This window comes from Vibrio sp. 1731 (assembly GCF_033339955.1).
In the GTDB taxonomy this organism is placed as follows: Bacteria; Pseudomonadota; Gammaproteobacteria; order Enterobacterales; family Vibrionaceae; genus Vibrio; species Vibrio alginolyticus.
Genome location: NZ_JAWOVO010000002.1, coordinates 365,089 through 390,616, shown reverse-complemented (window position 1 = coordinate 390,616; position 25,528 = coordinate 365,089). Strand labels below are relative to the sequence as shown.

General features: G+C 46.6%; 28 protein-coding genes. 13 read left to right on the top strand and 15 right to left on the bottom strand.

Annotated features, from left to right (window positions below):
• Positions 1-34 precede the first annotated feature (34 nt).
• The 3 genes from R7035_RS04490 to R7035_RS04480 form a co-directional block, all read right to left on the bottom strand.
• A complete protein-coding gene (locus R7035_RS04490) occupies positions 35-625 on the bottom strand; it encodes a type II secretion system protein (protein ID WP_225474250.1) in 591 nt (196 codons plus the stop codon).
• 153 nt (positions 626-778) lie between these two features.
• Positions 779-1,066, bottom strand: coding sequence for a hypothetical protein (locus R7035_RS04485; RefSeq protein ID WP_005374318.1), 288 nt, complete (start codon positions 1,064-1,066; stop codon positions 779-781).
• A 66-nt stretch (positions 1,067-1,132) separates the two neighbouring features.
• Positions 1,133-2,032: a DMT family transporter gene (locus tag R7035_RS04480; protein ID WP_005374320.1), complete on the bottom strand. Its 900-nt coding sequence runs from the start codon at positions 2,030-2,032 to the stop codon at positions 1,133-1,135.
• Between the two features lie 92 nt (positions 2,033-2,124).
• On the opposite strand from R7035_RS04480, the gene R7035_RS04475 reads away from it, so the two are divergent.
• Positions 2,125-3,561 (top strand): PLP-dependent aminotransferase family protein, encoded by a 1,437-nt coding sequence (locus R7035_RS04475; protein ID WP_005374322.1) that lies wholly within the window; start codon positions 2,125-2,127, stop codon positions 3,559-3,561.
• A 96-nt stretch (positions 3,562-3,657) separates the two neighbouring features.
• On the opposite strand, the gene R7035_RS04470 is transcribed toward R7035_RS04475, so the two are convergent.
• The 3 genes from R7035_RS04470 to R7035_RS04460 all read right to left on the bottom strand — a co-directional run bounded on the left by R7035_RS04470 (position 3,658) and on the right by R7035_RS04460 (position 7,464).
• Entirely contained in the window at positions 3,658-4,794 is a 1,137-nt protein-coding gene (locus R7035_RS04470; RefSeq protein ID WP_005374325.1) for a glycerate kinase, read from the bottom strand.
• Positions 4,795-4,810: 16 nt separating this feature from the next.
• The gene (locus tag R7035_RS04465; protein ID WP_005374327.1) at positions 4,811-6,163 is read right to left on the bottom strand and encodes a GntP family permease; all 1,353 of its coding nucleotides are present in this window, start codon (positions 6,161-6,163) and stop codon (positions 4,811-4,813) included.
• A gap of 158 nt (positions 6,164-6,321) precedes the next feature.
• Positions 6,322-7,464, bottom strand: coding sequence for a sugar diacid recognition domain-containing protein (locus tag R7035_RS04460; protein ID WP_005374330.1), 1,143 nt, complete (start codon positions 7,462-7,464; stop codon positions 6,322-6,324).
• Positions 7,465-7,698: 234 nt separating this feature from the next.
• On the opposite strand from R7035_RS04460, the gene R7035_RS04455 reads away from it, so the two are divergent.
• Positions 7,699-7,872: a hypothetical protein gene (locus tag R7035_RS04455; RefSeq protein ID WP_005374332.1), complete on the top strand. Its 174-nt coding sequence runs from the start codon at positions 7,699-7,701 to the stop codon at positions 7,870-7,872.
• Positions 7,873-7,942: 70 nt separating this feature from the next.
• Here R7035_RS04455 and R7035_RS04450 read toward each other — a convergent pair whose 3' ends face one another.
• The gene (locus tag R7035_RS04450) at positions 7,943-8,305 is read right to left on the bottom strand and encodes a hypothetical protein (RefSeq protein ID WP_025768763.1); all 363 of its coding nucleotides are present in this window, start codon (positions 8,303-8,305) and stop codon (positions 7,943-7,945) included.
• 276 nt (positions 8,306-8,581) lie between these two features.
• Here R7035_RS04450 and R7035_RS04445 point away from each other — a divergent pair, with 276 nt between their 5' ends.
• The 5 genes from R7035_RS04445 (at position 8,582) to R7035_RS04425 (ending at position 12,614) form a co-directional block, all read left to right on the top strand.
• Entirely contained in the window at positions 8,582-10,429 is a 1,848-nt protein-coding gene (locus tag R7035_RS04445) for a M3 family metallopeptidase (RefSeq protein WP_025768762.1), read from the top strand.
• A gap of 69 nt (positions 10,430-10,498) precedes the next feature.
• Positions 10,499-11,035: a DUF924 family protein gene (locus R7035_RS04440; protein WP_025768761.1), complete on the top strand. Its 537-nt coding sequence runs from the start codon at positions 10,499-10,501 to the stop codon at positions 11,033-11,035.
• A gap of 24 nt (positions 11,036-11,059) precedes the next feature.
• Positions 11,060-11,389: a DUF4144 domain-containing protein gene (locus tag R7035_RS04435; protein WP_017634368.1), complete on the top strand. Its 330-nt coding sequence runs from the start codon at positions 11,060-11,062 to the stop codon at positions 11,387-11,389.
• A gap of 139 nt (positions 11,390-11,528) precedes the next feature.
• The gene (locus R7035_RS04430) at positions 11,529-12,014 is read left to right on the top strand and encodes a VOC family protein (RefSeq protein WP_025768760.1); all 486 of its coding nucleotides are present in this window, start codon (positions 11,529-11,531) and stop codon (positions 12,012-12,014) included.
• A gap of 174 nt (positions 12,015-12,188) precedes the next feature.
• A complete protein-coding gene (locus R7035_RS04425) occupies positions 12,189-12,614 on the top strand; it encodes a VOC family protein (RefSeq protein WP_005497761.1) in 426 nt (141 codons plus the stop codon).
• A gap of 76 nt (positions 12,615-12,690) precedes the next feature.
• Here the strand turns inward: R7035_RS04425 and R7035_RS04420 are convergent, their stop codons facing one another.
• Entirely contained in the window at positions 12,691-13,827 is a 1,137-nt protein-coding gene (locus tag R7035_RS04420) for an MBL fold metallo-hydrolase (protein WP_262651714.1), read from the bottom strand.
• 180 nt (positions 13,828-14,007) lie between these two features.
• On the opposite strand from R7035_RS04420, the gene R7035_RS04415 reads away from it, so the two are divergent.
• Positions 14,008-14,253, top strand: a complete 246-nt coding sequence (locus tag R7035_RS04415) for a Rho-binding antiterminator (RefSeq protein WP_005374351.1) — start codon at positions 14,008-14,010, stop codon at positions 14,251-14,253.
• Positions 14,254-14,349: 96 nt separating this feature from the next.
• On the opposite strand, the gene R7035_RS04410 is transcribed toward R7035_RS04415, so the two are convergent.
• From R7035_RS04410 to ompW, 3 genes are all read right to left on the bottom strand, one after another.
• The gene (locus R7035_RS04410) at positions 14,350-15,840 is read right to left on the bottom strand and encodes an MDR family MFS transporter (protein WP_069543312.1); all 1,491 of its coding nucleotides are present in this window, start codon (positions 15,838-15,840) and stop codon (positions 14,350-14,352) included.
• Positions 15,837-16,862, bottom strand: a complete 1,026-nt coding sequence (locus R7035_RS04405) for an HlyD family secretion protein (protein ID WP_213871349.1) — start codon at positions 16,860-16,862, stop codon at positions 15,837-15,839. The genes R7035_RS04410 and R7035_RS04405 overlap by 4 nt, the downstream gene beginning before the upstream one ends.
• Positions 16,863-17,076: 214 nt before the next feature.
• Positions 17,077-17,721 (bottom strand): outer membrane protein OmpW, encoded by a 645-nt coding sequence (ompW, locus tag R7035_RS04400; RefSeq protein ID WP_064354457.1) that lies wholly within the window; start codon positions 17,719-17,721, stop codon positions 17,077-17,079.
• Between the two features lie 495 nt (positions 17,722-18,216).
• Here ompW and R7035_RS04395 point away from each other — a divergent pair, with 495 nt between their 5' ends.
• Genes R7035_RS04395 through R7035_RS04385 form a run of 3 tightly spaced genes read left to right on the top strand, consistent with a single transcriptional unit; the run spans position 18,217 to position 19,847 of the window.
• A complete protein-coding gene (locus R7035_RS04395) occupies positions 18,217-18,867 on the top strand; it encodes a Qnr family pentapeptide repeat protein (RefSeq protein ID WP_005374358.1) in 651 nt (216 codons plus the stop codon).
• 9 nt (positions 18,868-18,876) lie between these two features.
• Complete coding sequence (locus tag R7035_RS04390; protein WP_047725283.1) at positions 18,877-19,188, top strand: cupin domain-containing protein; 312 nt, start codon at positions 18,877-18,879, stop codon at positions 19,186-19,188.
• Between the two features lie 38 nt (positions 19,189-19,226).
• On the top strand, positions 19,227-19,847 hold the full coding sequence (locus tag R7035_RS04385; RefSeq protein WP_262651578.1) for an HAD-IB family hydrolase: 621 nt from the start codon (positions 19,227-19,229) through the stop codon (positions 19,845-19,847).
• Between the two features lie 116 nt (positions 19,848-19,963).
• Here R7035_RS04385 and R7035_RS04380 read toward each other — a convergent pair whose 3' ends face one another.
• The gene (locus tag R7035_RS04380) at positions 19,964-21,142 is read right to left on the bottom strand and encodes a lytic polysaccharide monooxygenase (RefSeq protein ID WP_053308042.1); all 1,179 of its coding nucleotides are present in this window, start codon (positions 21,140-21,142) and stop codon (positions 19,964-19,966) included.
• A gap of 214 nt (positions 21,143-21,356) precedes the next feature.
• Positions 21,357-21,797 carry an Lrp/AsnC family transcriptional regulator gene (locus R7035_RS04375; protein WP_005374369.1) on the bottom strand — a complete coding sequence of 147 codons (441 nt, stop codon included), beginning with the start codon at positions 21,795-21,797 and terminating at the stop codon, positions 21,357-21,359.
• Between the two features lie 114 nt (positions 21,798-21,911).
• Here R7035_RS04375 and R7035_RS04370 point away from each other — a divergent pair, with 114 nt between their 5' ends.
• A complete protein-coding gene (locus R7035_RS04370) occupies positions 21,912-22,496 on the top strand; it encodes a LysE family translocator (RefSeq protein WP_062730858.1) in 585 nt (194 codons plus the stop codon).
• 177 nt (positions 22,497-22,673) lie between these two features.
• Positions 22,674-23,447, top strand: a complete 774-nt coding sequence (locus R7035_RS04365; RefSeq protein ID WP_170897416.1) for a siderophore-interacting protein — start codon at positions 22,674-22,676, stop codon at positions 23,445-23,447.
• Between the two features lie 99 nt (positions 23,448-23,546).
• On the opposite strand, the gene R7035_RS04360 is transcribed toward R7035_RS04365, so the two are convergent.
• Positions 23,547-24,419, bottom strand: coding sequence for a LysR family transcriptional regulator (locus R7035_RS04360; RefSeq protein ID WP_017633836.1), 873 nt, complete (start codon positions 24,417-24,419; stop codon positions 23,547-23,549).
• A gap of 80 nt (positions 24,420-24,499) precedes the next feature.
• The gene (locus tag R7035_RS04355; RefSeq protein ID WP_017821026.1) at positions 24,500-25,306 is read right to left on the bottom strand and encodes an arylamine N-acetyltransferase family protein; all 807 of its coding nucleotides are present in this window, start codon (positions 25,304-25,306) and stop codon (positions 24,500-24,502) included.
• Positions 25,307-25,528: the final 222 nt, after the last annotated feature.

Here is a 25,528-nt window from a genome sequence, read left to right as displayed (position 1 = left end):
CACGATAACCGTTGTTCGCAACACTTATTCGGGATTAACACCCTTGCGTCACATACCCTCGAACAATTGAATCGTTAGAGGCTTGATTCACGTAGTAGAAATAGCATGCTTCTTCTGCCAGTGTGTAACCTTGCGGCCAAATGTACACCACGCGATCAACACCCGATTTATCTAAGAACTGATAATCAGGAATAGCGACAAAATGAGCACTGTTTGGGTGCTGCTGACCGATGATGCAAAAATCACTGCCTTTGCACGGCACGTCAATTTTCGAATAACCTCTGGCTGGTAGATCGATTTCTAACAAAGCTCGAATACTATCGGCACTCGCTTCTGGCATGCCTTTGCGTGTTTTGACATGTCGGTCAATGTAGTGAACGTGCTCTTGGCCGTAAGCGTTATCAATCACTGATTGAGCATGAAAGAATTTGAGAGCCGTACCCAAAGAAGACTGAGAACTGTGCAGCATCGCAGCGTATGCTTGGCGATGAATATCGAGTAGTACTGGTAAAGCAGCTAATGCGATGAAAGCCAAAGTGGTAAGCACTATGGTGATTTCCATCAGCGTAAATCCCTTTGATTTCACGTTTCTTATCTCAACTAGCCCAAGACAATAGCCCCACATCCATGTGAGACCGAGCCAATATATCGCCAATTTCTTACGATTAAAGGCTTAAGGGGTAAGAAGAGACAAACACCACTCAAACTTGAGAACAGCAGCCAAAGAGCAGTGTAACAAAACGACGCTATGTGTCAGATATTAGACGATTTTTACTCTCTAGTTACTGAGTAAAGGCACATTATTTCGCACCAGACCACGACGAACATTCGTGCACATTTTGCCAAAACGACGAATCTCATCGAACTGCGGAACAATGCCGCGCTCCATGGCTGACTCCCAATAAGTGACTTCTGAATCGACCATTTCCAACAATTTCTTCGGACAGCCAATGCACTGCCCTTCTGGTCCACATACAAACGTTTCTGGTTCATAAATTGGTAGTTCCGCTTTTACTTGCTCGATGATGCTACGCATGGCGGTCATTCGATCTGGCTTTACCTTCATCATTCTGCTCCACGGATTAAGATGAAGCAGATTGTACCCACTGATACGCAAATGTCCCTACCCAATTTAGGTATATTCTGTTTGAATCGATTTCTTTATCGTCAGATCCGGCTTTTTAACCACCAAATACACCGCCGTAGCTGCCAGTACGAAACCAGAAATCCCCATCCAATCAAATGACTCTCCAAACGCGAGCCAAGCCTGAATCGCCGTCGTTGGCGGCACCAGGTAGAATACAGAAGCTACGCTCGATGCAGCACCGTTCTTAACCATGTACAGCAGCAGTAGAATAGCTACACAAGAGAGCACGACGACCAACCACAACACAGTCAAAATAAACTCCAGTTCCCACTGCACTTGCATGGTTTCAAACTGCATCGCAACGGGCAGAAACATGACGAGCGCGGCCAAATATTGCACCGTCGCACCACCCACCATATCCACTTGTTGGCAATGTTTTTTCTGATAAAGCGTCCCTAGCGTGATACCAACCAAAGCCAACAAACACAAACCAATGGCCAACACTTTATGCTGCTCGGATTGCCACTCCATTTTGCCCATCAACACCATAGCGATACCGACAAAACCAAGAGCCAAACCCAACCATTGCGAGGGTTTAAATTCCTCACGAACAAACACCACCAGCAAAGCCGCGGTTAAAATCGGTTGAATACCCACCAGCAACGAACTCAACCCCGCAGGCATACCTAAGGCGATAGCGAAATAAGTACCGCCCAGATAGAAACCGTGGATCAATGCACCAACCACACAGCTGTGCCATAAATCTTTTCCTGTCGGCAACCTTCTACGCAATACCGCCACAAGAACCAAAAACAATAAGACATTGAATGCCATACGGATAGAAAGTAGTGTCGCTGGCTCGGCATATTGCAAACCAAAACGCGCACCAACGAATCCAGAAGCCCAAAGGATGACAAATACAAAAGGGATGGCTCGGATTAACATGATCGCCTCACTCACGCTTGTTTTATGTTTTGAGATACTGCTAATGTAATTAGGTACAGTGTTTTCAAAAAGTGACAGATGGAAGTGTTTTTATGGGTACAGATTTATTGGGAAGCGGTGAAGGGAATAAGTACCTCGTGGTGGAAAAACACCTCAAACAAGCCATCAGTGGTGGCGTTTATCAGGCGGATGATCGACTGCCCTCCATTCGCTCGTTGAGCCAAGAATTAAACGTCAGTAAAAATACCGTGATTCGTGCGTATCAAGAGCTGGAAGCACAAAACTTGGTGTACTCGGTTCCCAAATCGGGTTATCGAGTTAAAGTCGCTTTGCCGACCTCTCGCTCAATTCCGGATCCGACTCGCGTGGATTTGCTCTCGATCTGCAAAGAAATCCTTACTTATCCTGAATACCAAGAGCGTTTGCCTACCGGTTCTGCCCACCCAAACATTGACTCTCCCGCGATCAAAAGCTTGTACGCCGAGATCGGCCGTCACAGCCGCCAGCAAACGCATGTACCGAGCCATTACCAGTTGCCACCCGGTGATCACCTCTTAATTAAACAACTGGCGAAAATCACGCAAGATTTGGGCACACCAGCCAAATTGGATGAAATCATGGTGACGCACGGCGCGCAACAAGCAATAAGCCTAGCGCTGCGCGCAACGACACAAAAAGGCGATATCGTCGCGGTGGAGTCTCCTTGTTATTTTGGAAACTTATTGATGCTCGAATCACTCGGCCTCAAAGTGGTGGAAATCCCGAGTTGCCCACGAGACGGTATGTGCCCCGAAGCCTTAGCAAAAGCAATGGCGACATGGGACATAAAAGCGATCATCGTAACACCAAACTTCACCAACCCTACTGGTGCCATGATGCCGTTAGAAAAGCGCCAGCAATTGCTATTGGCGTCCGGCAATATTCCTATTATCGAAGACGATGTGTTTGGCGGGTTAAGTTATGATAAGCCGTTGCCAAGCTTGAGATTGCTCGATGACAAGCAACGCGTAATTTACGTGAATTCGTTATCCAAAACGCTCGATTCGCGTTTGAGAATTGGTTGGATGTTGGCGGGGCGATATCGAGACCAAATTGAACAATATCTACTGTGTGAGAACATGGGCAGTTTGAACCTGATGCAATCCGCCGTGGCAACGTTTCTAACGTCAGGCAAGTATCGAACGCATACTGCGCGAATGGGTCGGGTTTATCAAAACAACATGCGACGATTTATCCAGATGCTTCATCAATACTTGGATGAATACGAACCTCTAAAAAATCGATACCAGATCAACGCCGTACAAGGCTCGTTCTTACTTTGGTTGCGACTGCCCGAAGACACGGACAGCTATGCGTTGTATCAAGCATGCAATAAGCACAGAATCAGCCTACTTCCCGGTACCGTATTTGGCACTCAAGGGCAATATCGGCATTGCGTACGCCTCAGCGTGGCAAACTTTGGTCATGAAACCGATTGGAGTCACGCGATGCAAACTCTGGCAAAATTGATAAAAAAACATGCCTGTTAACTCGCTCTTGCTAAATGAACTTATGCCGACATACGCAAACAGGTAACAACAAAAAACTCCACACAAAGGTGGAGTTTTTTCATATCGTCATCGCCTTCAGTTCGACTTAATTTGCCACATTCTCGCGACGTTTTCGGCTAAATTAGCAACGTTGACGTCGGCCTCTTTCATGGCCTCAGGTAAGCTCATCGCCCTTGGTACACAAGCAAACACCGCATCAATGCCGCACTCATAAACCGCCTGATAGTTGTCGCCCACACAGCCTGCTAATGCAATGACTGGTAAATTACACTGCTTAGCCACCTGAGCAACGCCCATCGGCGTTTTGCCATGTGCGGTTTGATGATCGATTCGACCCTCGCCTGTAAATACGATATCCGCATCCTCAACATGCTGAGCAAGTTTGACCGTTTCAAGCACAATCTCAATTCCTGGTTGCAAACGTGCTGGCGTGTACCCGAGCAAGGCCGCGCCCATACCACCAGCAGCACCCGCCCCTTCACGAGTCAGTACATGCTTACCCGTCGCTTGTTCCGTCAACTCGCCAAACTTGCGCAATGCGTTATCGAGCAGAGTGACGTCTGATACCGTCGCTCCCTTTTGAGGGCCAAAGATAGCCGACGCGCCTTTGTCACCACAGAGTGGGTTATCAACATCGCACGCTACCAACACTTCGCAAGTTGCTAAACGAGGGTCAAGACCAGAAATATCGATGGACGCAAGCGCCGCTAACCCGCCTCCATTTGGGGTAATTGCATGACCAGATTCATCAAGAAACGCCACCCCCAACGCGGTCAACATGCCCACGCCACCATCATTGGTAGCGCTGCCGCCCAAACCAATGATTAAACGTTGAATGCCTCTGTCTAGCGCGTGTTTGATCAGCTGTCCGGTACCAATGCTACTGGTCAGTTTTGGGTCGCGAGCGTCACTCGGCACAAGGTGTAGCCCACTGGCCTCCGCCATTTCAATAACCGCAGTTTCGCCGTCGCCGAGGATGCCATAAAACGCTTCAACATCATTCCCTAATGGCGCAGTCACTGTTGTGAAGACTTGTTCGCCTTGAGTTGCATCTATCAAAGATTGAACCGTGCCTTCGCCACCGTCTGCGACCGGAACCGTAACAAACTCGGCATCATGCCATACGCGAGCAAGACCCGTTTTGATCGCCTCGCTCACTTGTTTGGCGGTTAAGCTTTCTTTAAATGAATCAGGTGCAATTACCACTTTCATACGTATTTCCAGAGACTTATAAGAGAACGAGACTCAAAATGTACACCAATGCCATTGCCGTGACACCTTGAACGAGCGTAGCCATGGTTTGCGCGCGGTACGCTAAGCCCACTGACATGCGGCTAAACTGCGAAACTACCCAGAAGAAGCTGTCGTTTGCATGAGAAACCGTCATCGCACCTGCACCGATCGCCATCACCGTTAATACGCGGCCCATTTCTGAATCTAGCCCCAATTGCGTAAGCATAGGCGCAACCAAAGCCGATGTGGTCACTAGTGCAACCGTTGACGAACCTTGCGCCGATTTTAGCGCAGCCGCAACGATAAATGGCATGAAAATACCCACGCCCAGCGCCGATAGCGTCGTACCCAAGTATTCACCTAGCGGCGTTGCTTTTAATACCGCGCCAAATGCACCACCCGCACCGGTAATCAAAAGAATAGGCGCAGCAGCCGTAATACCTTGGCTGATTCGCTCGCCAAATTCTTCAATCTTGTTGTCTGACTTGAGTAGGCAAACAGAAAGGAACAGGCCAATCACCAATGCCGTTAGTGGCTGTCCTAAGAAAGTCAGAACATCAAACACAAAACCTTCGCCCAGCGGTAGGCTTGGGAATTTCGCGATAGAGCCAAAACAGATCAATAAGATAGGAACAAAAATAGGAGCGAATGCTTGGCTCGCCGTTGGCAATTTGCCGTAAGACGCTTTGAGTGCTTGCCAGTCTTGCTGAATTTCTTCTACGGCTTCAATGCCATCTGGTTCAACATGTTGGAATCGGTTCGCCCACAACATACCCGCTAACGCCGCAACCGCTGCAACAAACACACCCACACCAATCACTAAACCAAGGTTAGATTCCAGGCCTAAGTTACCCGCAGCGGCAATCGGGCCAGGAGTTGGCGGCACAAACGTGTGCGTTGCGTATAGGCCAGTTGCCAACGCCACACTCATCGCAACGCTTGAGGTTTTTAAACGCTTAGCGAGTGATTCTTTGAGCGAGTTCAGAATGACAAAGCCTGAATCACAAAATACTGGAACAGAAACGATGTAACCGATGATGCTCATGGTCAATGTTGGGAAACGCTCACCCAACACTTTGATGACCGTATCGGCCATGGTGATCGCCGCACCACTTTTTTCCAAAATAACACCAATGATGGTACCTAAAACGATAACCAAACCAATGTAACCAAGGATGCCGCCAAAGCCAGAAGCAATGGTTTTGGCAATGCTATCTGCCGGTAAGCCGTAAGCAAATGCCGCAAGGAACGCCGCGATGATCAGCGCTAAAAAGGGATGTAATTTGAATTTGGTGGTCGTGAGCACAATAAATGCGATCACCCCGAGCAGGATTAATATAAGGTTCATGATAACTCCATTTATTCTTATTTTGCTGAGCGAGTCCGTGTTGGCTCACTCAACATGTAGGGACGCATGAATTATTAATCGTTTGCTTTCGAATTCCTTTAGGCGGAGTGACAAATGATGTGGTCAAAAAATAACGCGTATTGTGCAAATGCACAACATCACGACATTTTTGAGAGCCGAGTCGCAATATAAAGCTCCGCTAACCCCACAAAATTGGTGGTTGGTAGCCCTGTTATCTCGGTGATTTTCTCTAACCGATAGCGCAGAGTGTTCCGGTGAATAAACAGCATTTTAGAGCATTCTGTTACATTGCCATTGCATTCAAACAGTGCATCTAGGGTTTTCAGTAATTGCCCAGATTTGTCTTTCTCTTTCAACCGTTTCACACCATCAATAATTTGTTCACCTTGCCAAATATCCGCCAACGGCGCTAACAAAACAGGCAAACGAAGTTCATCGAACAGGTACTTACGTTTCTCTGGGTAGAACTGCTTGCCAATAGCTAATACCTGCTTCGCACTTTGGTATGACAACGCGACATCTTTAGGCTCATTAAACAGCTGCCCTAGCGCAATGTGAAACGTATGCGAATCGTGATCGCTTAAACGCGACATCAACTTATCAATGCGCTCACTTTCAACTTGGCTATCCCACTGCTTGGCGGAATGACACGGTTTCAACACCACAATTTCATTCACTGAGACAATCGCAACTAGGTTGTTACGCTCTGGGTATTCAAGCAGCTCAACAATATTGCGCACACTCTTCATGCTTTTCGAGGCCGACGGCGTCGAGACTTCAATCACCGTTGCCACCCGTGGTTGAGTAACATCGATAGAAAGACGCATCGCCCAATCTTTCAGCTCTTCATCGGTCAATTTGCCATTGATCCAAGCCAGAATAAACTCTTCACGATGACGTCTGTCCCACTGAAATTTTTCCACCAGCGCAGCTTGCTCGATTGTTAGTTCAGCGGTCATTTTAACCAGTTTTGCAAAATCTCGGATTTTCTCCGGCTCTCCTGTGACGCCAACAATACCGACCACGTCGCCATGTAATTTCAACAACATATTGATACCGGGTTTGACACCCTGCAACGTCAAACATTGCTGCTCATTAAGCTCTAGCGAATCGCCATGATTCAGCGCCAGTACCGCGCCATCATGCACTTGCCCAACACGTTTAGGGTCGCCACTGCCAATGATGATGCCTGCCGAGTTCATCACATTCACATTGTGACCAATGATGGACATGGTTCGATCAACAATTTGTTGTGCTAAAGCGTGGTCGAGAATCACCATTTCGAGTTTCCAAATTGACCGTTTAATCACTCAATAAATCACAAATGGCAAACTATCGCGATGCTGCGGTTCTAAATAACGGAAGCAGCTCAAAGCATTATCCAATTGCCCATATTTAAAAAGTGGATTAAACCTTCATTTTTAGCAGCGGGTTATATACTTAGAACAAAGGTTACCAATGCATTCTTCACTGTGCATTGATGCCACTCGTCTACCTACAGAGGAGAGATCAACATGGAGTTACGGAATAAATCGGGGGAAGTTGCAAATATTGCTGATAACCTCACTTTGAAGGAAATCACAGAAATGGGCTACACCGTAGATTTATGCGATGAAGCATTTGCTCCTGGAGAGCATTGGAAAGCGGAAGGTAAAACGCAAGGTATGGGCGAGTATCCAGAAGAGTAAACGTCCTGACGAGCCAGCGCACAAAAGCGTTCCACAAACAGAAAAACCGAGCGACTTAACGCTCGGTTTTTTACTTTTGAACTTCTTGAATAAACAAGCTCATCTCTTCAAGATAATTGCCGTTTGAGCATCCCCAGTCGGTGACCTCAATCAACTCAGTAACTAACTGTCCAGACTCATCATCTTGCACTCTCTGCACAAACGCTTCAAAACGTTCCAGTTGTGTCTGACTCTTAACGCCATGCACGGCATATTCTACAAGCAAGCCGTTGTACGTCTGCCAGCGCTGGTCGCCAGCAACATCATTGCTTAAAATCACAGAACACTTTTGTTGAATGCTTTCAACCGCATCATTTCTTGGTGGCGCGACTGTGGAACATCCAACTAAAATCGTACCTACCGCCAATAACGTAACTTTTGTCTTATTTATCATATCGTTTCCAACTGTATCGCCACGATATGGAAATCTTATTACACCTGATAAGGATCATCGATAGCGCACCGCAGATTAATTACTTAATAAACTGTAAACTCCATACCAGTCTTAACACTGCAAGCTCATAACTCCTATTAACTCACCCAAATGTAAACAAATAGTAAAATCACCTTTACGCGATGCAAAATCGACAAATGAGATTAGCGTTCCTTTCTCGCGACCAAGCGTGCAATAATCAACTGTCTACATAACGAAACCATTTGAAGGATCAAAATGACCGCAACGGATTACCTCAACGACCTCAATCAACGTTACCTTGCGATTCACCGCACCAAAGAAGATTTCTTTTGGGAAACTTACATGGGGATCAGCGATGACCATGATGGCTCGACGCAAGCACAAACGGCATGGACAAGCTTTTTAAGCAACGCCGAGCAAATTACTGCCATCAAACAACAGCTTGAAGCCGCGGACTCAATTACCGACCCACAAGAGAAACAACAAACCATTACGGGTCTATCTGGTTGGCTGGCGATGTTTGAATCTCACGCTATCGAGGGCGAAAAAGCACAAGCGTTGAAAAATCAGCTCATTGCCTTTGAAGCTGAGCTCTTCGAGAAAAAACAGAACCACGTACAAACATTTACCGATGAGAACGGCGAGCAAGTAGAAGGTTCACTTCCAGTATTAAGCTCAACCATTCGCACCAGCAATCATGAAGAAGTTCGCCAATCGGCTCATCAAGCGTTGCTGAACCTTGAACAATGGCTACTGCAAAACGGCTTTATTGAACTGATCAAACTGCGCAACCAGTTCGCTCGCTCACTGGGTTATGCGACTTTCTTTGATTACTCCGTGCAAAAAACGGAAAAGATGAGCACTGAGCAGCTATTCGAAATTTTGGAAGATTTCGAACAACGCACGCGAGATGCGCATCTAAACAGCTTAGAAAACTTGGCGAAAGAGAAAGGCGCAAGCGCACTAGCAGGCTACAACTTTGTTTACTCATTCGCGGGTAACGTTATGCGTGACCTTGACCCATACGTGCCGTTCTCAAAATCTCTGAGACGCTGGGTAGAATCATTTGGTCGCCTAAATATTGATTACTCTGGCGCGACGCTAACGCTGGATTTACTAGATCGCAAAGGTAAGTACCCGAATGGGTTCTGCCACGGCCCTATCCCTTCTTTCTATAATCAAGGCGAATGGGTCGCAGCGCAGGTGAACTTCACCAGTAATGCCAAACCAGACCAAGTGGGCAGTGGCTACGATGGCATTAACACGCTGTTCCACGAAGGCGGCCACGCAGCACACTTTGCGAACGTAAAAATGAACGCACCTTGTTTCTCGCAGGAGTTTGCGCCGACGTCAATGGCTTATGCAGAAACTCAGTCGATGTTCTGTGATAGCCTGTTAACCGATGCCGATTGGCTAAAACAGTACGCACTGGATGATGAAGGGAATTCTGTGCCTGATGAGATTATTCAAGCAATGATCAACAGCCGTCAGCCATTCAAAGCTTATGAAGAACGTAGCATCTTGGTTGTGCCCTATTTTGAGCGCGCGTTGTATCAACTGAGCGATGACGAGTTAACGCCAGAGCGCATCACTAAGCTAGCTCGCGATTGTGAAAAACAGATCCTTGGTTTGGAATGCAGCCCTCGCCCACTGATGGCGATTCCACATTTGCTATCCGACGAAGCGGCTTGTGCGTATCAAGGTTATCTACTCGCGCACATGGCGGTGTATCAGACCCGAGCATACTTCCTTGATAAGTTTGGTTACCTGACGGATAACCCAGAAATTGGCCCACTGCTGGCAAAACACTACTGGCACGCAGGCAATCACTTGTCGCACAACGAAACCATTGTCTGCCTGACTGGCGAAGGCTTCAATGCCAAATACCTTGCAGACGTGTGTAACCTGTCGCCAGAACAGGCATGGGAAGTGCAGCAGAAGAAAATCGACTCACTTGCGACGCGAGAGCGAGTACCAGTCGCTTCACTGAACGCCGCGATTAAAGTCGTCGACGGCAGTAAAGAGCTGGCAAGCAACGCCATCTCTGACGAACAAATGTGTGACGATTTTGAACGTTACATCGTAGAGACTTACGGTCGATAACACGCAGAAAGCCAGGAGCTCGCCTTCTGGCTTTTTATTCTTTAGCTAATGCAATAGGAAGGAAGATCCATGTACCAAGAAGTCATCAAATTTTGGTTCGAGGAGCTATCGCCCCAAAATTGGTTTGAAAACAACCCAGAACTGGACAAGCGTATTACATCGCGATTTGCCTCGGTATTAGAACAAGCGGCTCGTTGTGAACTGTTTAATTGGCGTGACAGCGCACAAGGACGATTGGCCGAAATCATCGTCCTCGACCAGTTTTCACGTAATGTGTATCGCAACACCTCAAAAGCGTTTGCACAAGACCCACTCGCATTAGCATTGGCTCAAGAGGCAATTCGGTTAGGTCACGACAAAGAATTAGCGCCCGAGCAGCTAAGCTTTTTGTACATGCCGTTTATGCACAGCGAATCTCGCCTCATTCATGTCGAAGCTGAAAAATTGTTCCGCGCATCAGGGCTTGAAAATAACTACGATTTTGAGCTAAAACACAAAGCCATCATCGACCAGTTTGGGCGCTATCCTCATCGCAATGCGATACTGGGAAGAAAGAGCACTCCCGAAGAGTCAGCGTTTTTGCAACAACCTGGGTCAAGTTTCTAAATAACAATGAATAATGAGTTAACCATGAGAGACCACGCAGTATGTTGGCCATGCTTGCTAAAACTAGACGGCGACGATGAGCTGATCTACACGCATTCCCAGTCCGACTTAGACTCTGAATGCGAAGCCCTCATTTTTGGGCAAGATGATTACGTTATTGACTCAAATGGCAACACGTTCGAATTGAAAAACAATGGTTCGAACACCACTCTTTTACATCTAAAAGAACGAACGCTGTCCGTAGAAGAGGTTACGTCATTAATCCAATCGCATGAATTCAGCCTCGCGCAACGGTGTATTATCAAGATTCATTTCACCTCGGTGAGACAAGCTGTTGAGGCCTTAGCTCACTAACTCAATCCCAACATGCATAGCATTAAATAAAATTATCATTTTTATAATTTATGATAATTTCATGTAATCAACATCACGCCATATACTCTCCCACATCGAAACAAGACAACGTTCAAACACACATGTTGGGAGCAAACAAATGAAAATGAATCATGTCGGTATTATGGTCGGAGATATGGACAAAGCGGTTGAGTTTTACACGCAAGCGCTAGGTCTAAAAGTCGTTATGGGCAACACGAAAGTGATTGAAGAACGCGAAACGGCAATTGGCAGAATGTGTATTGCGGTCTTTGGGGAAGGCTTTAAAGGCTTCAACATTGCGCACCTTGTGACAAGTGATGGCATCGGCCTTGAGTTATTCGAAATGAAAGAACGTCAAGAGCGCCATGAAGTGGATTTTTCTCGCATCGGTATCTTCCATTTCTGTTTACAGACAGACGATTTTGAAGGTGCTATCAAACGCACCGAAGCACTAGGTGGCAAAGTTCGCATGGACATCATGCGTTACCACCCAGAAGACGATAATAAGCCTGCGAAAATGGTTTACCTAGAAGACCCATTCGGCAACCTATTCGAGCTTTACTCACACTCTTACGAAGAAACTTACGCTTCTGATTACGAGTAATAGCCCCATCCATATCCCAAAAGGCTAGCAATACGCTAGCCTTTTTTGTTTGCTTTGAGTTGCAGTGTTTCTGCACTCGCTCTAGCAAAAAAACATCTGGAATTTGATCATTTCTCTCACCACTTTTAAGGTCACTTTATACTTACCTCAACACAATGCAAAAAGGAGTGAAGCATGCCCACCAACAACCCAATCGCAATCCAAGCCCTTGATCATGTCGTGTTAAGAACGTGCAACCTCGACGCCATGTTGCATTTCTATCGAGATATTTTGGGCTGCCCTGTCGAGCGCGAAGTAATGGAGCTTGGTTTAACCCAGCTTAGGGCTGGCAACGCCTTAATTGATGTGGTGACGGTAGACAGCGAGTTAGGGCAACTTGGCGGAAAGCCACCAGTTCAAAATGGTCGTAATATTGACCATTTTTGCCTGCAACTAGCGCCTTTTTGCGAAAATGAAATACTGGAATATCTGCGTTCGAACGGCATTGAAACCGAAGAGTTTGCGAAGCGCTACGGCGCACAAGGGTTCGGTAGATCACTCTATATACATGATCCGGAAGGAAATGTCGTCGAGTTAAAACCTCAAGTGATTGATGAGTAAGCGAGTAAAAACCTTGTTATATTCTGAAAATAACAAGGTTAATTTCTAAAATAATTATTGAAGTAAGATCATATTATTAAGTCAAAATTCTAGCTGGTTCACCTATTTCTTTTTCTCGCCACCATTGTTTATTTATATGTTCTTGATGAACGTAAAAACTCTCCCCCGGCATTGGCGTCAGCAGCGTTATATGTTCTTTTTGACAATGGGTAAGCAAATCTAAAATCGGTTCGTCCCAGCGGTGAGTAAACAGTTCGTATGTAGCCCAATGTACTGGCAACAGTTTTTTCGCATTTAAATCGCGAAACGCTTGCACGGTATGATGAGCCTGCATGTGCCCCCAGTTTTCGACCGGATAACCTTGGCCTTTCACATCAGCAGCCACTTCCAAACAGGCAATGTCGATTGGTCCACATCGCAGTGCGATCTCGGAAAAGTGCGAATCGTAAGCTGAATCGCCACTAAAATAGAGCGTCTCTTCTTTGCCTTTGATGATCCAAGAAGCCCACAAGGTCGAGTTTTTATCGAAATAAGTACGACCCGAATTATGGTTAGCAGGCGTACAAATCAGTTCGATTCCGGCATAGTGCACGCTATCCCACCAATCGAATTCCACGATGTTGTCTGCGCAAACGCCCCACTTTATCAGGTGCTTGCCAACCCCTAAGGGTACATAAAACGTCACGGGTTTATCGGCGTAGAAACGTATGGTCGATGCTTCTAAATGGTCGTAATGATCGTGCGAAATCACGATAATTTCAGGAATCGGCAAACAATCTCTGGCATGGGTATTGGGAATATTGCGTTCAAACCACGCTTTTGCGATGAACGGAGAAGCGTAATCAAATACCGGATCAGTCAGAATTCGAATGCCATCGACCTCCACCAGCATGGTGGAATGGCCCAGCCAAGTAACGCGCATCGATTCACTTCGCTGCGCAAACTGCGTAGGTTGAATTGGGAAATGTGGCAGATGTTCGTTAGGACTCAATGGCGTTCTACCACCAAGATAGCTCCAACACACCTGCCAGAATGATTGCGGGCTAGGGACATTTGGCATCTCGTTTTTAACTCGGCCGTTTTCAAATTGAGGCGAGTGGTGAACACGGTGCGCCAACTGCGCATCGTAGGTTTGAGGGGAAATCAGTGAACTTGGCTTTTGTGTCTTTTGTTCACTTGTTAGGTATGTGCGCTTAAGTATCGTCTCAGACATATCGTAGTTTTGTCTCGCTTGTGAACGCTCAACAGTAGGTTTATTAAAACGTGCGTGTATGTCTATTTCGTGACCAAAATGAGGTGTAAGATGAAGATTCAGTTTCAATCAAACGTCTCCTATTTAAGGATACGGTTCTCAAACCTTCTGAATACTGCGTCGGTTTGAAAGGAGAAAACTATGGTGACTTGCAGCCAATACGATTTTATTGAAATCGCCTGTATGTTTAAGCTCCCTATCGAGATCACACTAAAAAATGGTGAAACTCATCAGGGCAACGCGTTCGACACAGGCTACGACATGCAGCGACAAGAGTGCTTGTTTTTAGATATGGATGGTGAGCACACCGCTTTCCCGACTGAACAATTAGTCGCAATGCGCGCGCTCAAAACCAATCCGCATTTTGACGAAGTGACGTTTGAGTAAACGTCCTTCTTTCACTGGCACTGTCCAATAAAAAACGCCTCTCAAGCTGACACAACTTGAGAGGCGTTCTCTTACACTATTCACCGGAACTTCATGTTATTCACGCGACCGAATGAAAACCAGCATCGGCATCATGATCACGAACATCACTCCCACAAGCTGGAAGGTGTGCACAAACGCGACCATTTGCGATTGCTGCTGCAACATCTGTTGGTATTGGTCTAACGCAACCGGGTCGGTAATAGAAAGCCCCTGATTGGCCGCCCAGTCATGCAAGTTAGGATTATAAGGATTAATACCCTCTCCCAGTGCATGCCATTGCTGCTGACTATCACGATATTGGAACGTGGTGGCGATAGAAATACCAAACGAGCTACCAATGGTACGGAACAGATTGTAAATACTCGCCGCCGCAACAGATTGCTCTTTCGGAATCGTTAAATACGCCAAGGTGGATAGCGTCGAGAAGGTTAAACCAAGCCCCATCCCCTGAATCATACTCGGCATCACAATCCAAAATGTATCGATCTGCAGTGAGTATTGCGTCATCAAATAACTACCAATCCCGATGCAGCTTAAGCCAAAGACTATTTTGATTCTGGGATCGAATTGCGGATTGAGCTTAATCACCAAAATCAACATCGCCGCTGACGCCAACCCACGCGGTGCCATTAATAAACCAGTGGTTGAGACCGGATAATCCAGCAAGCTTTCCAACAGCATTGGTTGTTGAGTCGTCAGACCAAACATCGCCATCGACACCACGGCAATCATCAATGACGAGACCATAAGGTTTCGGTCTTTCAGTAGCCACAATGGCGCTATTGGACTTTTGGTTTTCCAACTGCGATAGATCCACATCACCAATCCCATGACTGCGAGCAATATCGCGGTCTGAATCATACGTGAGTCGAGCCAGTCGTCTTCATTCCCTTTATCCAACACAAACTGCAACGCGCCCACACCTAACGCCATGTAACCGATGATCCACCAGTCAAAGTTAGGTTTGGATTTGTTGTCGATATGGATATAGCGATAAATCAAAGAGGTACAGATCAAACCGAATGGCAAGTTGATGTAAAAAATCCAGCGCCAGTTAATGTTGTCGGTGATCACACCACCTACAACTGGGCCCAAAATAGGACCAAGCAAAATGCCGATGGAGAAAATCGCCATCGCTTTGCCTTTTTGCTCATACGGATAGATCTGCACTAACGTCGACTGCGCCAATGGAATCACCGACGCGCCGAAAGCGCCTTGGATAATGCGAAATAGCACCATCTCTTCAAGAGACTGTGCTTGCCCACAAAGCGCACTGGCAATCACAAAACCGATCACAGCAACCAACATGACTTTGCGTTCACCAAAGCGCGACACCCAGAAACTGGTCATCGGAATGAAGATCGCTTCCGCCATGCTGTAACCCGTCAGCACCCAAGTAATTTGGTCTGCCGTTGCGCCCAACGCGCCCATCATGTGCGATAGCGACACGTTCGCAACGGTCATATCGATTAACACCATGATGGCAGAAAGCATCACGGCGACGGTGGCAATCCCCCGTTTGTCTGCCGTAATTTGATGGTTCATTGCACGCTACTTTGCAAATCAATGGTGACTTCTGAGCTCGCACCCACGCGAAGTTGCGGCGCATCGGCTGGTACTTCTAATGCCAAACGTACAGGGAAACGCTGTTTGATTTTAACCCAGTTACCCGTTGCGTTTTCTGGTGGCATCAAGGAGAACGATGTACCACTCGCAGGCGACAGCTGTTCTACCGTTGCTTTCCACACCACGTCTGGGTACATATCAATCACCACATCCGCATGCATACCAGGTTTGATGTGAGTAAGATCGGTTTCTTTAAAGTTCGCGCGTACCCAATAGCTGTCTTTTAAAATCACAGGGAACAGCGTTTGACCCACGCTAACGACCGAGCCTACGTGCGTATTGATTTCACCGGTAATGCCATCCACTGGTGACGTAATGTCGGTGTAGCTCAAGTTCAGCTCCGCTTGCGCTAACTGTGCTGCCGCTTGTTGAACGACCGCAGCCTCTACGCCTTCTTCACCACGGTTCGCAATGGCTTTTTCTACCGTCGCACGTGCTTGCTCTAGGCTCGCTTGGGCATTGGCGAGTTTGTTTTTCGCCGTATCTAAATCTTGGTCCGACGCCAGTTTGCGTTTCACTAGGGAATCCGTACGTTTGTACTCTACTTGCGCTTCTATCAGGTTAGAGCGCGCCGCATCTAAGCCCGCAACAGCTTCAGTTACCTGCTTATCGGCAACGTCATGTTGCTGGACCGCCAATTGGTATGCCGCTTTTGCTTGCTTCACTGCCAACAAATATGGGCGTGAATCTATCTTCAGCAGTAGGTCACCTTTGTTAACAGATTGGAAGTCTTTGACATCCACAGAAACCACTTGGCCTTTTACCTGAGGCGCTACCGACAAAATTTTTGCCCTAACGTAGGCATCTTCCGTGCTTGGATGACTGTCTGAATACTGCCAAGACCAATACATCGCACCAAATGCGATAACACAGAGAGTAAAGAAAAGAGTTTTTACCAGCTTAGATCTGGAGGAGGAATGCTTTGCGATGTCGTCGCTCATTTATATTGTCCACTTGTTCAATTATGTGATCAGTGTAGGACTTTTCGATCTTCCGACAATAAAATGATCTGCAAGGTAAAGATCCAATTTTGCATGTTGCTAAGTGGAGTAAATGATGTGCAATCAAAACGAGGATAAAAAAGAGGGGCAGTCCCCGTAACCGCCCCCAAAGTCATGCCAATAATAGTAATGTGCGTGTAACTACTGGTTTTTCTTAGAACTTGTAACCGCCGCTGATCATAAATACCCAAGGGTTAATTTTGACGTCGGTTTTTTGCTTCTCTCCACCTGCTTTGTAAGTTGCTTCTGTTTCAATGTTTGCGTACCACGCAGCAGCGTTGAGGAACCATTGATCGTTGATCATGTAGTCCACACCAATATTCGCTGCTAGACCGAATGAGTCATCCAACTTAAGATCTGAAAGACCAGCGCCTTTACCCGTGCTATTGAAGCCCTCATCAAAGAACATGGTGTAGTTGAGACCTGCACCCACGTATGGACGGAACTTACTTTGTGGCTCGCCAAAGTAGTACTGCACCATAAGCGTTGGTGGAAGGTGTTTGGTGTCCGCGATATCACCAAGACCTAACAAGTCTGTTGAAATATCGTGGCTGAATGGTGTTGCTGCTAGAAGCTCTAAACTGATGTTGTCTGTAAACATGTAGCCAAACGTCAAACCAAGCTGCGTATTTGAATCCACTTTCAATTCTTCTTGAGAACCAAGAATCTTATCGCTGCTGTCGTTTGGAACGACAGACGCCGCACCAACACGAAGAACGAAGTCACCTTGTTTATGAGCGAAAACACTTGGTGACACGAGTGCAGCAACCACTGCTAGACTGCAGATTGTTTTTTTCATTTTTATTTCCTTTCGTAGGGCTTCGTTATGTCGTACCCAAAGGGGTGCCTACTAACTGATCTGAGATTTCAAGTAAACTCAGCGCCTTGAAGCACACGGGTATCTATATCTTTTTGAGCTGTGCGCAATCTAGCACATAGAAACCCTACTATTTTGATGGAAATCAATTTGTGAAAAATATAGGTTTTTTGTATGGAGAAACGCCATATTGATCAACAAATTATGCAAATAGGATACAATTCTGTAATGCAAACTGTGCGTGTGAGTTGCCATGCATACCCATAAATGCGAATCCTCTCGTTAAGGCTCGTAGCCAGCAAAAACTTTTTTCGTCCTCTACGTCTTCTATTTTCAAAAAACAACCCACTTAAAACGCTCGTTTGCCCCCTTAAAATCGCGATTTGAGGGGTTTGTAAAGCACTGAAATACAAGTGGTTATTTTTCTGGAAAATCAGTCACTTGGAGTGCTAGTCTGCTCGCAGCTAAGGAGAAGACATGTTAAAAACCGATCTCATTTTTGAACGAGAAAACTTTTCTCATCACGATTTTCAGAATGCTACCTTTAAAAACTGCCACTTTTATATGTGCTGTTTCGACCATGCCGATCTGCGCGATGCTAAGTTCATCGACTGTCGCTTTATCGAATCCAAAGCGCTAGAAGGGTGTAGTTTTCGCTTCGCGAACTTAAAAGACGCTAGCTTTACGAACTGCATGTTGGCGATGAGCCTGTTTAACGGCGCAAATTGTATGGGCTTGGAGCTACGTAAGTGCGATCTCAAAGGGGCAAACTTCCAAGGTGCGAACTTTGCTAATCGCGTCAGTAACACCATGTTTTTCTGTTCTGCTTTTATTACTGGCTGCAACCTCACCTACTGTAACTTCGAGCGAGTGTTACTAGAAAAATGTGACCTCTTTGAAAACCGTTGGAACGGTGCGAACCTCGCAGGGGCAACTCTCAAAGGCTCGGATTTATCTCGCTGCGAATTCTCGCCAGAACAATGGGGAACCTTTAACGTTGAGCAGTGTGATCTGACTCATGTCGAACTAGACGGGCTGGATGTTCGCCGCGTTTCTCTGTTTGGTGTTAAAATTTGTGATTGGCAACAAGAGCAATTGCTTGCGCCTTTTGGACTGATCATTCTCTAAGGAAAGGCCATGAACCTGTTTAAAGACTTACCGAATAACCTCGACGAGGAAGTGTTCGAAGACCTGCTGACCCACAAAAACCTGCGTATAGAACGCATTGTCTCAACGGGGCAAACCTCGCCCGAAAGTGGCTGGTACGATCAAGAAGAACATGAATGGGTCTTGGTTCTTAAAGGAGCTGGAGAGCTGACTTTTGAATCAGATGTAGTGCAACGACTTGAGGCAGGCGATCACGTTACGATTCCAGCTCATACCAAACACAAAGTGAGCTGGACTGACCCAACGCAAGAAACCATCTGGTTGGCGGTGTTTTATCAATAAACACAAAACGATCTTAAACCAAAAAATAGGCGCTGAATTTGCTCGATACTACTAAGCCGTCACTGGCACTGTTTGATTTTGATGGCACCATCACCCGAGAGGATATGTTTAGCCTTTTCCTCCACTATTCTGCTTGTGGCCTGCGCAAACGAGTAGGAAAGGTCGCTATCATGCCATTTTATGCGCTGTACAAACTCGGAGTGTTACCCGCTCGTGTTATGCGTCCACTCAGCAGTTTTATTGCATTTTCAGGGAAAGAAACGCAAAAAATTGAAGCGATTGGCGCTCAGTTTGCCCATGAAGTGATCCCGCTGTACTTACGGCCAGAAGCGATGGAAAGATTGGCGTGGCATCAACACAGAGGCGATACCATTGTAGTGGTGTCGGCATCACTCAATGCGTATCTCAAGCCTTGGTGTGAGGCGAACGGTTACCACTTGCTGTGCAGTGAACTGATCTCAGAACAGCCAAAACTGAGTGGCTTTTACCAGCAAGGTGATTGCAGTTTAGAAAGAAAAGTCTCGCGCGTTAGGGCCACGTTTTCGCTCGACGAATTTGCGTCTGTTTATGCCTACGGTGATACACACGAAGACATTCCGATGCTCAAACTGGCAGACTACGCGATGCTCAACTGGAGCGAGTGGAGAGCAAGCGAATAACGATATGTGCTCTGATTTTCAAGACAACCACTCGACCAAAGTGATCGTTTTAGGCTAAAAAAACAAACCCTTCTCACATGAGAAGGGTTTTATTGATCAGGGCCCGAATAACTGGCTTAACGCCATACCCCCCATTGACCCGTTGTGCCTGGTTCCTCACCAGACGTCCACCACTGAGCGGTCCATTCTTTACCGTTGTGCGTCACCACATCACCTTGGTCGTAAACAGCCGTCTTGTCCCACAAGTTGGTTGGTTCAACTGGTGGCGGTACATCCGCTTTGATCAGTGACAACGCATAACTGAAGTCTGCGCTTGGCGCTAATACTTGGTTCGCATTCACGTTGTTACTATCGAACATGTAGTGGTTCATCTCTTGATGCCAAATGCCCACGTACCAATCGCCCGTTTGCTGCGCGTTAAATTGATCAGCAATTTCTGCCGCCCAAGTCGTCGTATTGTTTGCGCTGATTGGCAGTGAAATATCGACAATTTCATTGCCTGTCGCATTAAACGTACGGAAACGGATGGTGTCACCCGCTTCTACTGGTCCGAAACCTTGCTGAACAAAGTAGCCTAGAGATGTCAGATTATTGCCCGGTTCGGTTGGATCAACAGGGTCAGTCGGTGGCGTCGTGCCTGTTCCGTTTAACGTAATGTCACTACAGTTGTAGAAACCTTCCCCAGCGACATCAATACGCTGCCAACGAGTGTAAAGTACCGCATCGCCCGAACGATCAGCAGGGAAAGTCACCTGAATACGGTAGCGTTTTTCCGCATCAACATACACATCACCTGCGGTGTCGATCAGCTCTAAATCACTCCAAGTAAGAGGTTTTGAATCATCATAAGTTGGCTTGGTGAGATAGAATTCCCAGTACGATGGGTTGTGCGGCGCTTTGCCGTAAAACACCAATTCAATCTGGTTATTTGCATCTGGCGTAACATTGGTGCGCTGCCAGTTTGGAGAAGGAATGTTCAAGCCTTTCTTAGCTGTATCGCCAGCAGAACATAGCTCACCGTCGCGAACCACGGCTTTCACATGCTCCATATCTCGGTAATTTGGTACGTTTGCTGCAATTTCGCTGCGTTGCACAAACGGGTACGCACCAGATTCTTCAAAAGCCGCTTTACACGCTTGGTTAGGGATCTCGTTGGTCCAAAAGCCACCGTCTAAATAACACGTATTTTGACGAGCACTTGGAAACTCTACCCAGCCGTGGGCGTTGACGTTAAATGAGCTCAATGCGGCAACAGCGCTTAAGCTCAAAAGAGGAAGTGTTACATGTGATTTCATCGTTCATCCTTAATTTTGCTGACTCGCCGCTCTGAAACACAAGCGGTTTAAGCAAAACTAGCAGGATGGGATTATTTAGAAGGTGAGAATAAATATGGAAATTGTAAGAGTGCCATCTGCTTTCCAGCATTTGTTGTGAACCATTCTCATACTCGACTGACTCTTTCGAGTCACTTCAAATTCATGTGCCACAAAAACTGTCACTCTCGTTTGGCTATCGCTCGTCTTTTGGTGTGTCCATCACCACCATCGTTGTGATCGACTTGACGTGTTCGCACTCACCCAACACATCAGCATGGAACGCTTTATAAGCGGCGAGATCTTGCGTCTCTACGCGTATGAGATATTCGTTAGATCCCGTAATGTTGTGACATTCCACCACCTCGTTTACAAAACGCACATGCTCTTCGAAACCCAGCTGTGCCTGCTTAGAGTGCGAGGCCAAACCAATCGACACATAAGCGACAAAACCCACGCCAAGTTGCTGATTATCCAGTACTGCTCGGTAGCCTTTGATCACGCCTTTACGCTCTAAATCTTGCACTCGGCGTAAGGTTGCAGATGGAGATAAACCAACGCGTTCCGACAGCTCCACATTGGAGATTCTTCCGTCTCGTTTGAGCACTTGCAATATTCTTTCGTCAAATCTATCCATCATGATGTTTCATTGCTTATTTAGTTTCTAATCATCAAATAAAAGCACAATATTGACCTCAGTTCTACTTATAGTTGTTCTCAACTTATCGAGAACTGATTCAAGGAACAATCTATGGAATATCATCAACTGGGCGCTTTGGCGTTGTTCGCTTTTGTCTCCACTTTTACGCCGGGTCCCAATAACATTATGTTGATGACCTCAGGGGCAAATGTCGGCTTTAAACGCACTATCCCACATATGTTGGGCATTACCTTTGGCTTTGGTGCCATGCTAATTTTGGTGGGCATTGGCTTGATGAGCCTGTTCCACGCATATCCAATTACACACTCCATTTTGAAAGTGTTGAGCTTGAGTTATTTGCTGTACTTGACGTACAAAATCGCCACCAGCGACAAAACCGAAGCAAAACACGATTTTCGCCCAATGTCTTTTTTAGGGGCTGTCGCATTCCAATGGGTGAACCCGAAGGGTTGGTCGATGGCGTTGACGGCCATTACGGTATACAGCAGTGGCGGTGCATGGCTCGAACTGACTTTTATCGCCGGTATCTTCTGCTTAGCTAACTTGCCATCGGTAACATTTTGGACGGCGGCAGGTATGCAATTGCAGCGTTGGTTGACCACCGATAAACGCGTTAAGGGGTTCAACTACAGCATGGCTGCGCTGTTGCTTTTGTCTACGATTCCAATGATATAAGTCTATTTGGGGTTAAAAACGACTCACTTTACGTAATTGGGAAAGGACAGATACTGCATTTTGCTTGAGGCTTTGGCGTTAATTCACAGTGTAAATTTGTTTAAAGACGCTACCCTCTTGTTAGGGAACTTGATAATCTTTAAATGAGAAAGAGAATAATTATCGAGTAAAGTAACAATGAAAAAGAAGCCTCAACCTAAAACGCTTGTTGTCACAGACACAGAAACCATCACTCCAAACATGCAGCGCATTACCTTGCAAGGTGAGGCGCTGAGCCACTTTCCTCGTGACTGCGAAGGCAGTTACATCAAATTACTGTTTAACGATATGGGCGGCGCGGATCTGAGCATCCTGCCAGAAGACGACCGACCAATCATGCGCACCTACACTATCCGACGCTTTCATCCAGAAACCAGTTCAATCGAAGTGGATTTCGTCCGACACGTAACGCAAGATCTGCAATGCGGATTTGCAGCGCGTTGGGCAATGGCCGCGCAAAAAGGCGACACGATCAGCATTGTTGGGCCAGGTAGCATCTCCAACTTAAATACTGAGGCGGATTGGTTCTTCATGGCTGCCGATATGACCGCACTTCCAGCGCTTTCTGCGAAAATTCGTACGTTGCCACAAGAGGCCAAAGGCTACGCTGTGATCAGCGTGATGTCTCCAGCCGACATTCAACCCCTACAAGCGCCAGCCGGTATGGAGTTGATTTGGCTAACTGAACAGCAAACCTTGGCTGATAGCGTTCGCGAACTCGAGTGGTTAGACGGTAACGCTTCGGTATGGTGTGCGTGTGAGTTCGATTCAATGCGCGCGCTGCGCCAATATTTCCGCAATGAGAAAGAAGTCGATCGCGAGAATATCTACATCAGCAGCTATTGGAAGCAAGGCGTGTCTGAAGATGGGCACAAAGTGATTAAACGTGAAGACGCGGAATCCAACCAATAGTGATTCATGTCTTTTCGATTCCAGCTCTCATCCTAATAAAAACGCCCGGCATCACTGGGCGTTTTAGCAACTTCAGTTGTATTAAAGTTCATGAAAACTCTAATCCGCTAGTTCCTGCGCTAAAAAGTCGATCAACAACCTCACTTTGGGCGATAAATTTCGGCTTTGTGGATACAGTGCCCAAATGCCTTCACGGTCGTCTCGGTAATCGGTCAGCACCTCGACTAGCTCACCGTTATCTAGAGCTTCTTGAACGTAATAGTCCGGCAACTGCACTAAACCCAAACCACGTTTTGCGGCGCCCATTAGCGCAAAACCACTATTGCATTTAATTCTCCCCGATACGCGCAAAGACTTATCGCGTTTATTTTCCTTAAAATGCCAATAATCGACCGAACCAACTAGGCACTGATGTCGAGCCAGTTCGGATAATGTGTGAGGCTCGCCAAATCGCTCCAAATACATAGGGCTAGCACACACGTAATTTTGACGCGACGAAAGACGCTTTGCGATCATGCTGGAATCTTGCAGGCGGCCAAGACGAATCGCCACGTCTACCCCTTGCTCTATCAAATCCAGTTTTTGATTGGTCAGAACTAAATCGAGGTCCACACGCGGGTACTTCTCCAAAAACTGATGCAAGAGCGGCGCGAGGTTCATTTCCCCATAGGTCACAGGCGCTGTCACACGCAGCAAACCTCGCGGTTCGGTCTGCATTTGCGTTACGGCAAGCTCGGCCAGTTCTAGCCCTTCGACCAAATGTTTGCACTGCTGATAATAAAGCTGTCCAGCTTCAGACAGAGAAACTTTTCTCGTCGTGCGATGCAGTAACTTAACCGCAAGACGCTCTTCAAGTGCCGATACGCGGCGACTGATTTGTGCCACTGACGTTTTCAGTTTAGCCGCGGCAGCTGTAAAGCTGTTAGTTTCCGCTACGGCAACAAACTCGCTGACTCCTTCCCAATTCGCCATGCTGTATTCCTGTCGACCTCTTCTAGACAAATAGTGATTACATTGTTCTCGTCGCGCTACGCTTTGAAAACGGGAAAACTTTACGCGTCAGGTAACGGACGAAGTTCGTCGTATTGCGCATCAAGCTCAATGCCAAAATATTCTTTCAACGCATCCAGGTAGGTTTGACCTGGCTCTAGCTCTATTTCTGTTAGCTCTTCATGATTGGTGCATCTGAGTGTGTAGTTAAGCAGCGTCACCAACCCACTTTCTGTCGCTCTAGCAGCGACTCTTGCGCTAGTAAAACGCGAATTAGGCGAAGTCGAGGTAAAGAAGTTGCTACATGCAATGTCACCAGCACACACGAACTCTAGGTCAAAGCTGTATAGATTGTTCCACACGTCTGTTCCATCGGTTGAAAGCACTTGGAGGAAATAACCAAACTGAGCATCTTTGACAAAACGGAAGGTTTGTAAATCCGTCTGAATCACTTGGTCAAGGATAAATGGCAATGGCGCTCGAGGGGTATTGGAGCCAAAACCCACATCGACAATCCATGTTTGTTCCTCTAACGTCACTAACGTGATTTGATGACTACGACCTGTTGGTGTACCAGACACATGTACACGCCCTAACAAACTTCGCGCTTCAAACCCAAGAGTGTTGAGCACATCAAGCATTAAACCATTTAACTCAAAGCAGTAACCACCGCGAGAGTGGTACACGGTTTTTTGAATAATATCTTCAATCTCAACAGAGACGCCTCGCTGCAATGCGATGTCAAAATTCTCAAACGGCAGGCAACGATGCTGCGCCACGTGAACTCTGTGCAATGACTCCAAATCGGCGGGCAATTCACTAGGCAAGCCTAGCTTGGTTAAATAGGCACTCAGATCCGTCTTATTCATAATCACTCTTACCTAGCTGATGGTTTGACTGTTTTCTACTTTAGCCCCTCTATCTAACTTCAGGTCAATCACCTTTTCCATTTCCCTTCCGCTTTAAGGAGGCATAGCACTCTTTTTACACGCTCACCTTATCATTATTACGCATATGTAAAAATCATTTTCAATATGGACGGATTATCATTTTTACTGAAACACCTAAAATGAGCACCAACAAAACGACGC

Coding starts and splice junctions, on each gene's coding strand:
- R7035_RS04490 (WP_225474250.1), bottom strand. CDS start 625: ATGTGGGGCTATTGTCTTGGGCTAGTTGAGATAAGAAACGTGAAATCA.
- R7035_RS04485 (WP_005374318.1), bottom strand. CDS start 1,066: ATGAAGGTAAAGCCAGATCGAATGACCGCCATGCGTAGCATCATCGAG.
- R7035_RS04480 (WP_005374320.1), bottom strand. CDS start 2,032: ATGTTAATCCGAGCCATCCCTTTTGTATTTGTCATCCTTTGGGCTTCT.
- R7035_RS04475 (WP_005374322.1), top strand. CDS start 2,125: ATGGGTACAGATTTATTGGGAAGCGGTGAAGGGAATAAGTACCTCGTG.
- R7035_RS04470 (WP_005374325.1), bottom strand. CDS start 4,794: ATGAAAGTGGTAATTGCACCTGATTCATTTAAAGAAAGCTTAACCGCC.
- R7035_RS04465 (WP_005374327.1), bottom strand. CDS start 6,163: ATGAACCTTATATTAATCCTGCTCGGGGTGATCGCATTTATTGTGCTC.
- R7035_RS04460 (WP_005374330.1), bottom strand. CDS start 7,464: ATGGTGATTCTCGACCACGCTTTAGCACAACAAATTGTTGATCGAACC.
- R7035_RS04455 (WP_005374332.1), top strand. CDS start 7,699: ATGGAGTTACGGAATAAATCGGGGGAAGTTGCAAATATTGCTGATAAC.
- R7035_RS04450 (WP_025768763.1), bottom strand. CDS start 8,305: ATGATAAATAAGACAAAAGTTACGTTATTGGCGGTAGGTACGATTTTA.
- R7035_RS04445 (WP_025768762.1), top strand. CDS start 8,582: ATGACCGCAACGGATTACCTCAACGACCTCAATCAACGTTACCTTGCG.
- R7035_RS04440 (WP_025768761.1), top strand. CDS start 10,499: ATGTACCAAGAAGTCATCAAATTTTGGTTCGAGGAGCTATCGCCCCAA.
- R7035_RS04435 (WP_017634368.1), top strand. CDS start 11,060: ATGAGAGACCACGCAGTATGTTGGCCATGCTTGCTAAAACTAGACGGC.
- R7035_RS04430 (WP_025768760.1), top strand. CDS start 11,529: ATGAAAATGAATCATGTCGGTATTATGGTCGGAGATATGGACAAAGCG.
- R7035_RS04425 (WP_005497761.1), top strand. CDS start 12,189: ATGCCCACCAACAACCCAATCGCAATCCAAGCCCTTGATCATGTCGTG.
- R7035_RS04420 (WP_262651714.1), bottom strand. CDS start 13,827: ATGTCTGAGACGATACTTAAGCGCACATACCTAACAAGTGAACAAAAG.
- R7035_RS04415 (WP_005374351.1), top strand. CDS start 14,008: ATGGTGACTTGCAGCCAATACGATTTTATTGAAATCGCCTGTATGTTT.
- R7035_RS04410 (WP_069543312.1), bottom strand. CDS start 15,840: ATGAACCATCAAATTACGGCAGACAAACGGGGGATTGCCACCGTCGCC.
- R7035_RS04405 (WP_213871349.1), bottom strand. CDS start 16,862: ATGAGCGACGACATCGCAAAGCATTCCTCCTCCAGATCTAAGCTGGTA.
- ompW (WP_064354457.1), bottom strand. CDS start 17,721: ATGAAAAAAACAATCTGCAGTCTAGCAGTGGTTGCTGCACTCGTGTCA.
- R7035_RS04395 (WP_005374358.1), top strand. CDS start 18,217: ATGTTAAAAACCGATCTCATTTTTGAACGAGAAAACTTTTCTCATCAC.
- R7035_RS04390 (WP_047725283.1), top strand. CDS start 18,877: ATGAACCTGTTTAAAGACTTACCGAATAACCTCGACGAGGAAGTGTTC.
- R7035_RS04380 (WP_053308042.1), bottom strand. CDS start 21,142: ATGAAATCACATGTAACACTTCCTCTTTTGAGCTTAAGCGCTGTTGCC.
- R7035_RS04375 (WP_005374369.1), bottom strand. CDS start 21,797: ATGGATAGATTTGACGAAAGAATATTGCAAGTGCTCAAACGAGACGGA.
- R7035_RS04370 (WP_062730858.1), top strand. CDS start 21,912: ATGGAATATCATCAACTGGGCGCTTTGGCGTTGTTCGCTTTTGTCTCC.
- R7035_RS04365 (WP_170897416.1), top strand. CDS start 22,674: ATGAAAAAGAAGCCTCAACCTAAAACGCTTGTTGTCACAGACACAGAA.
- R7035_RS04360 (WP_017633836.1), bottom strand. CDS start 24,419: ATGGCGAATTGGGAAGGAGTCAGCGAGTTTGTTGCCGTAGCGGAAACT.
- R7035_RS04355 (WP_017821026.1), bottom strand. CDS start 25,306: ATGAATAAGACGGATCTGAGTGCCTATTTAACCAAGCTAGGCTTGCCT.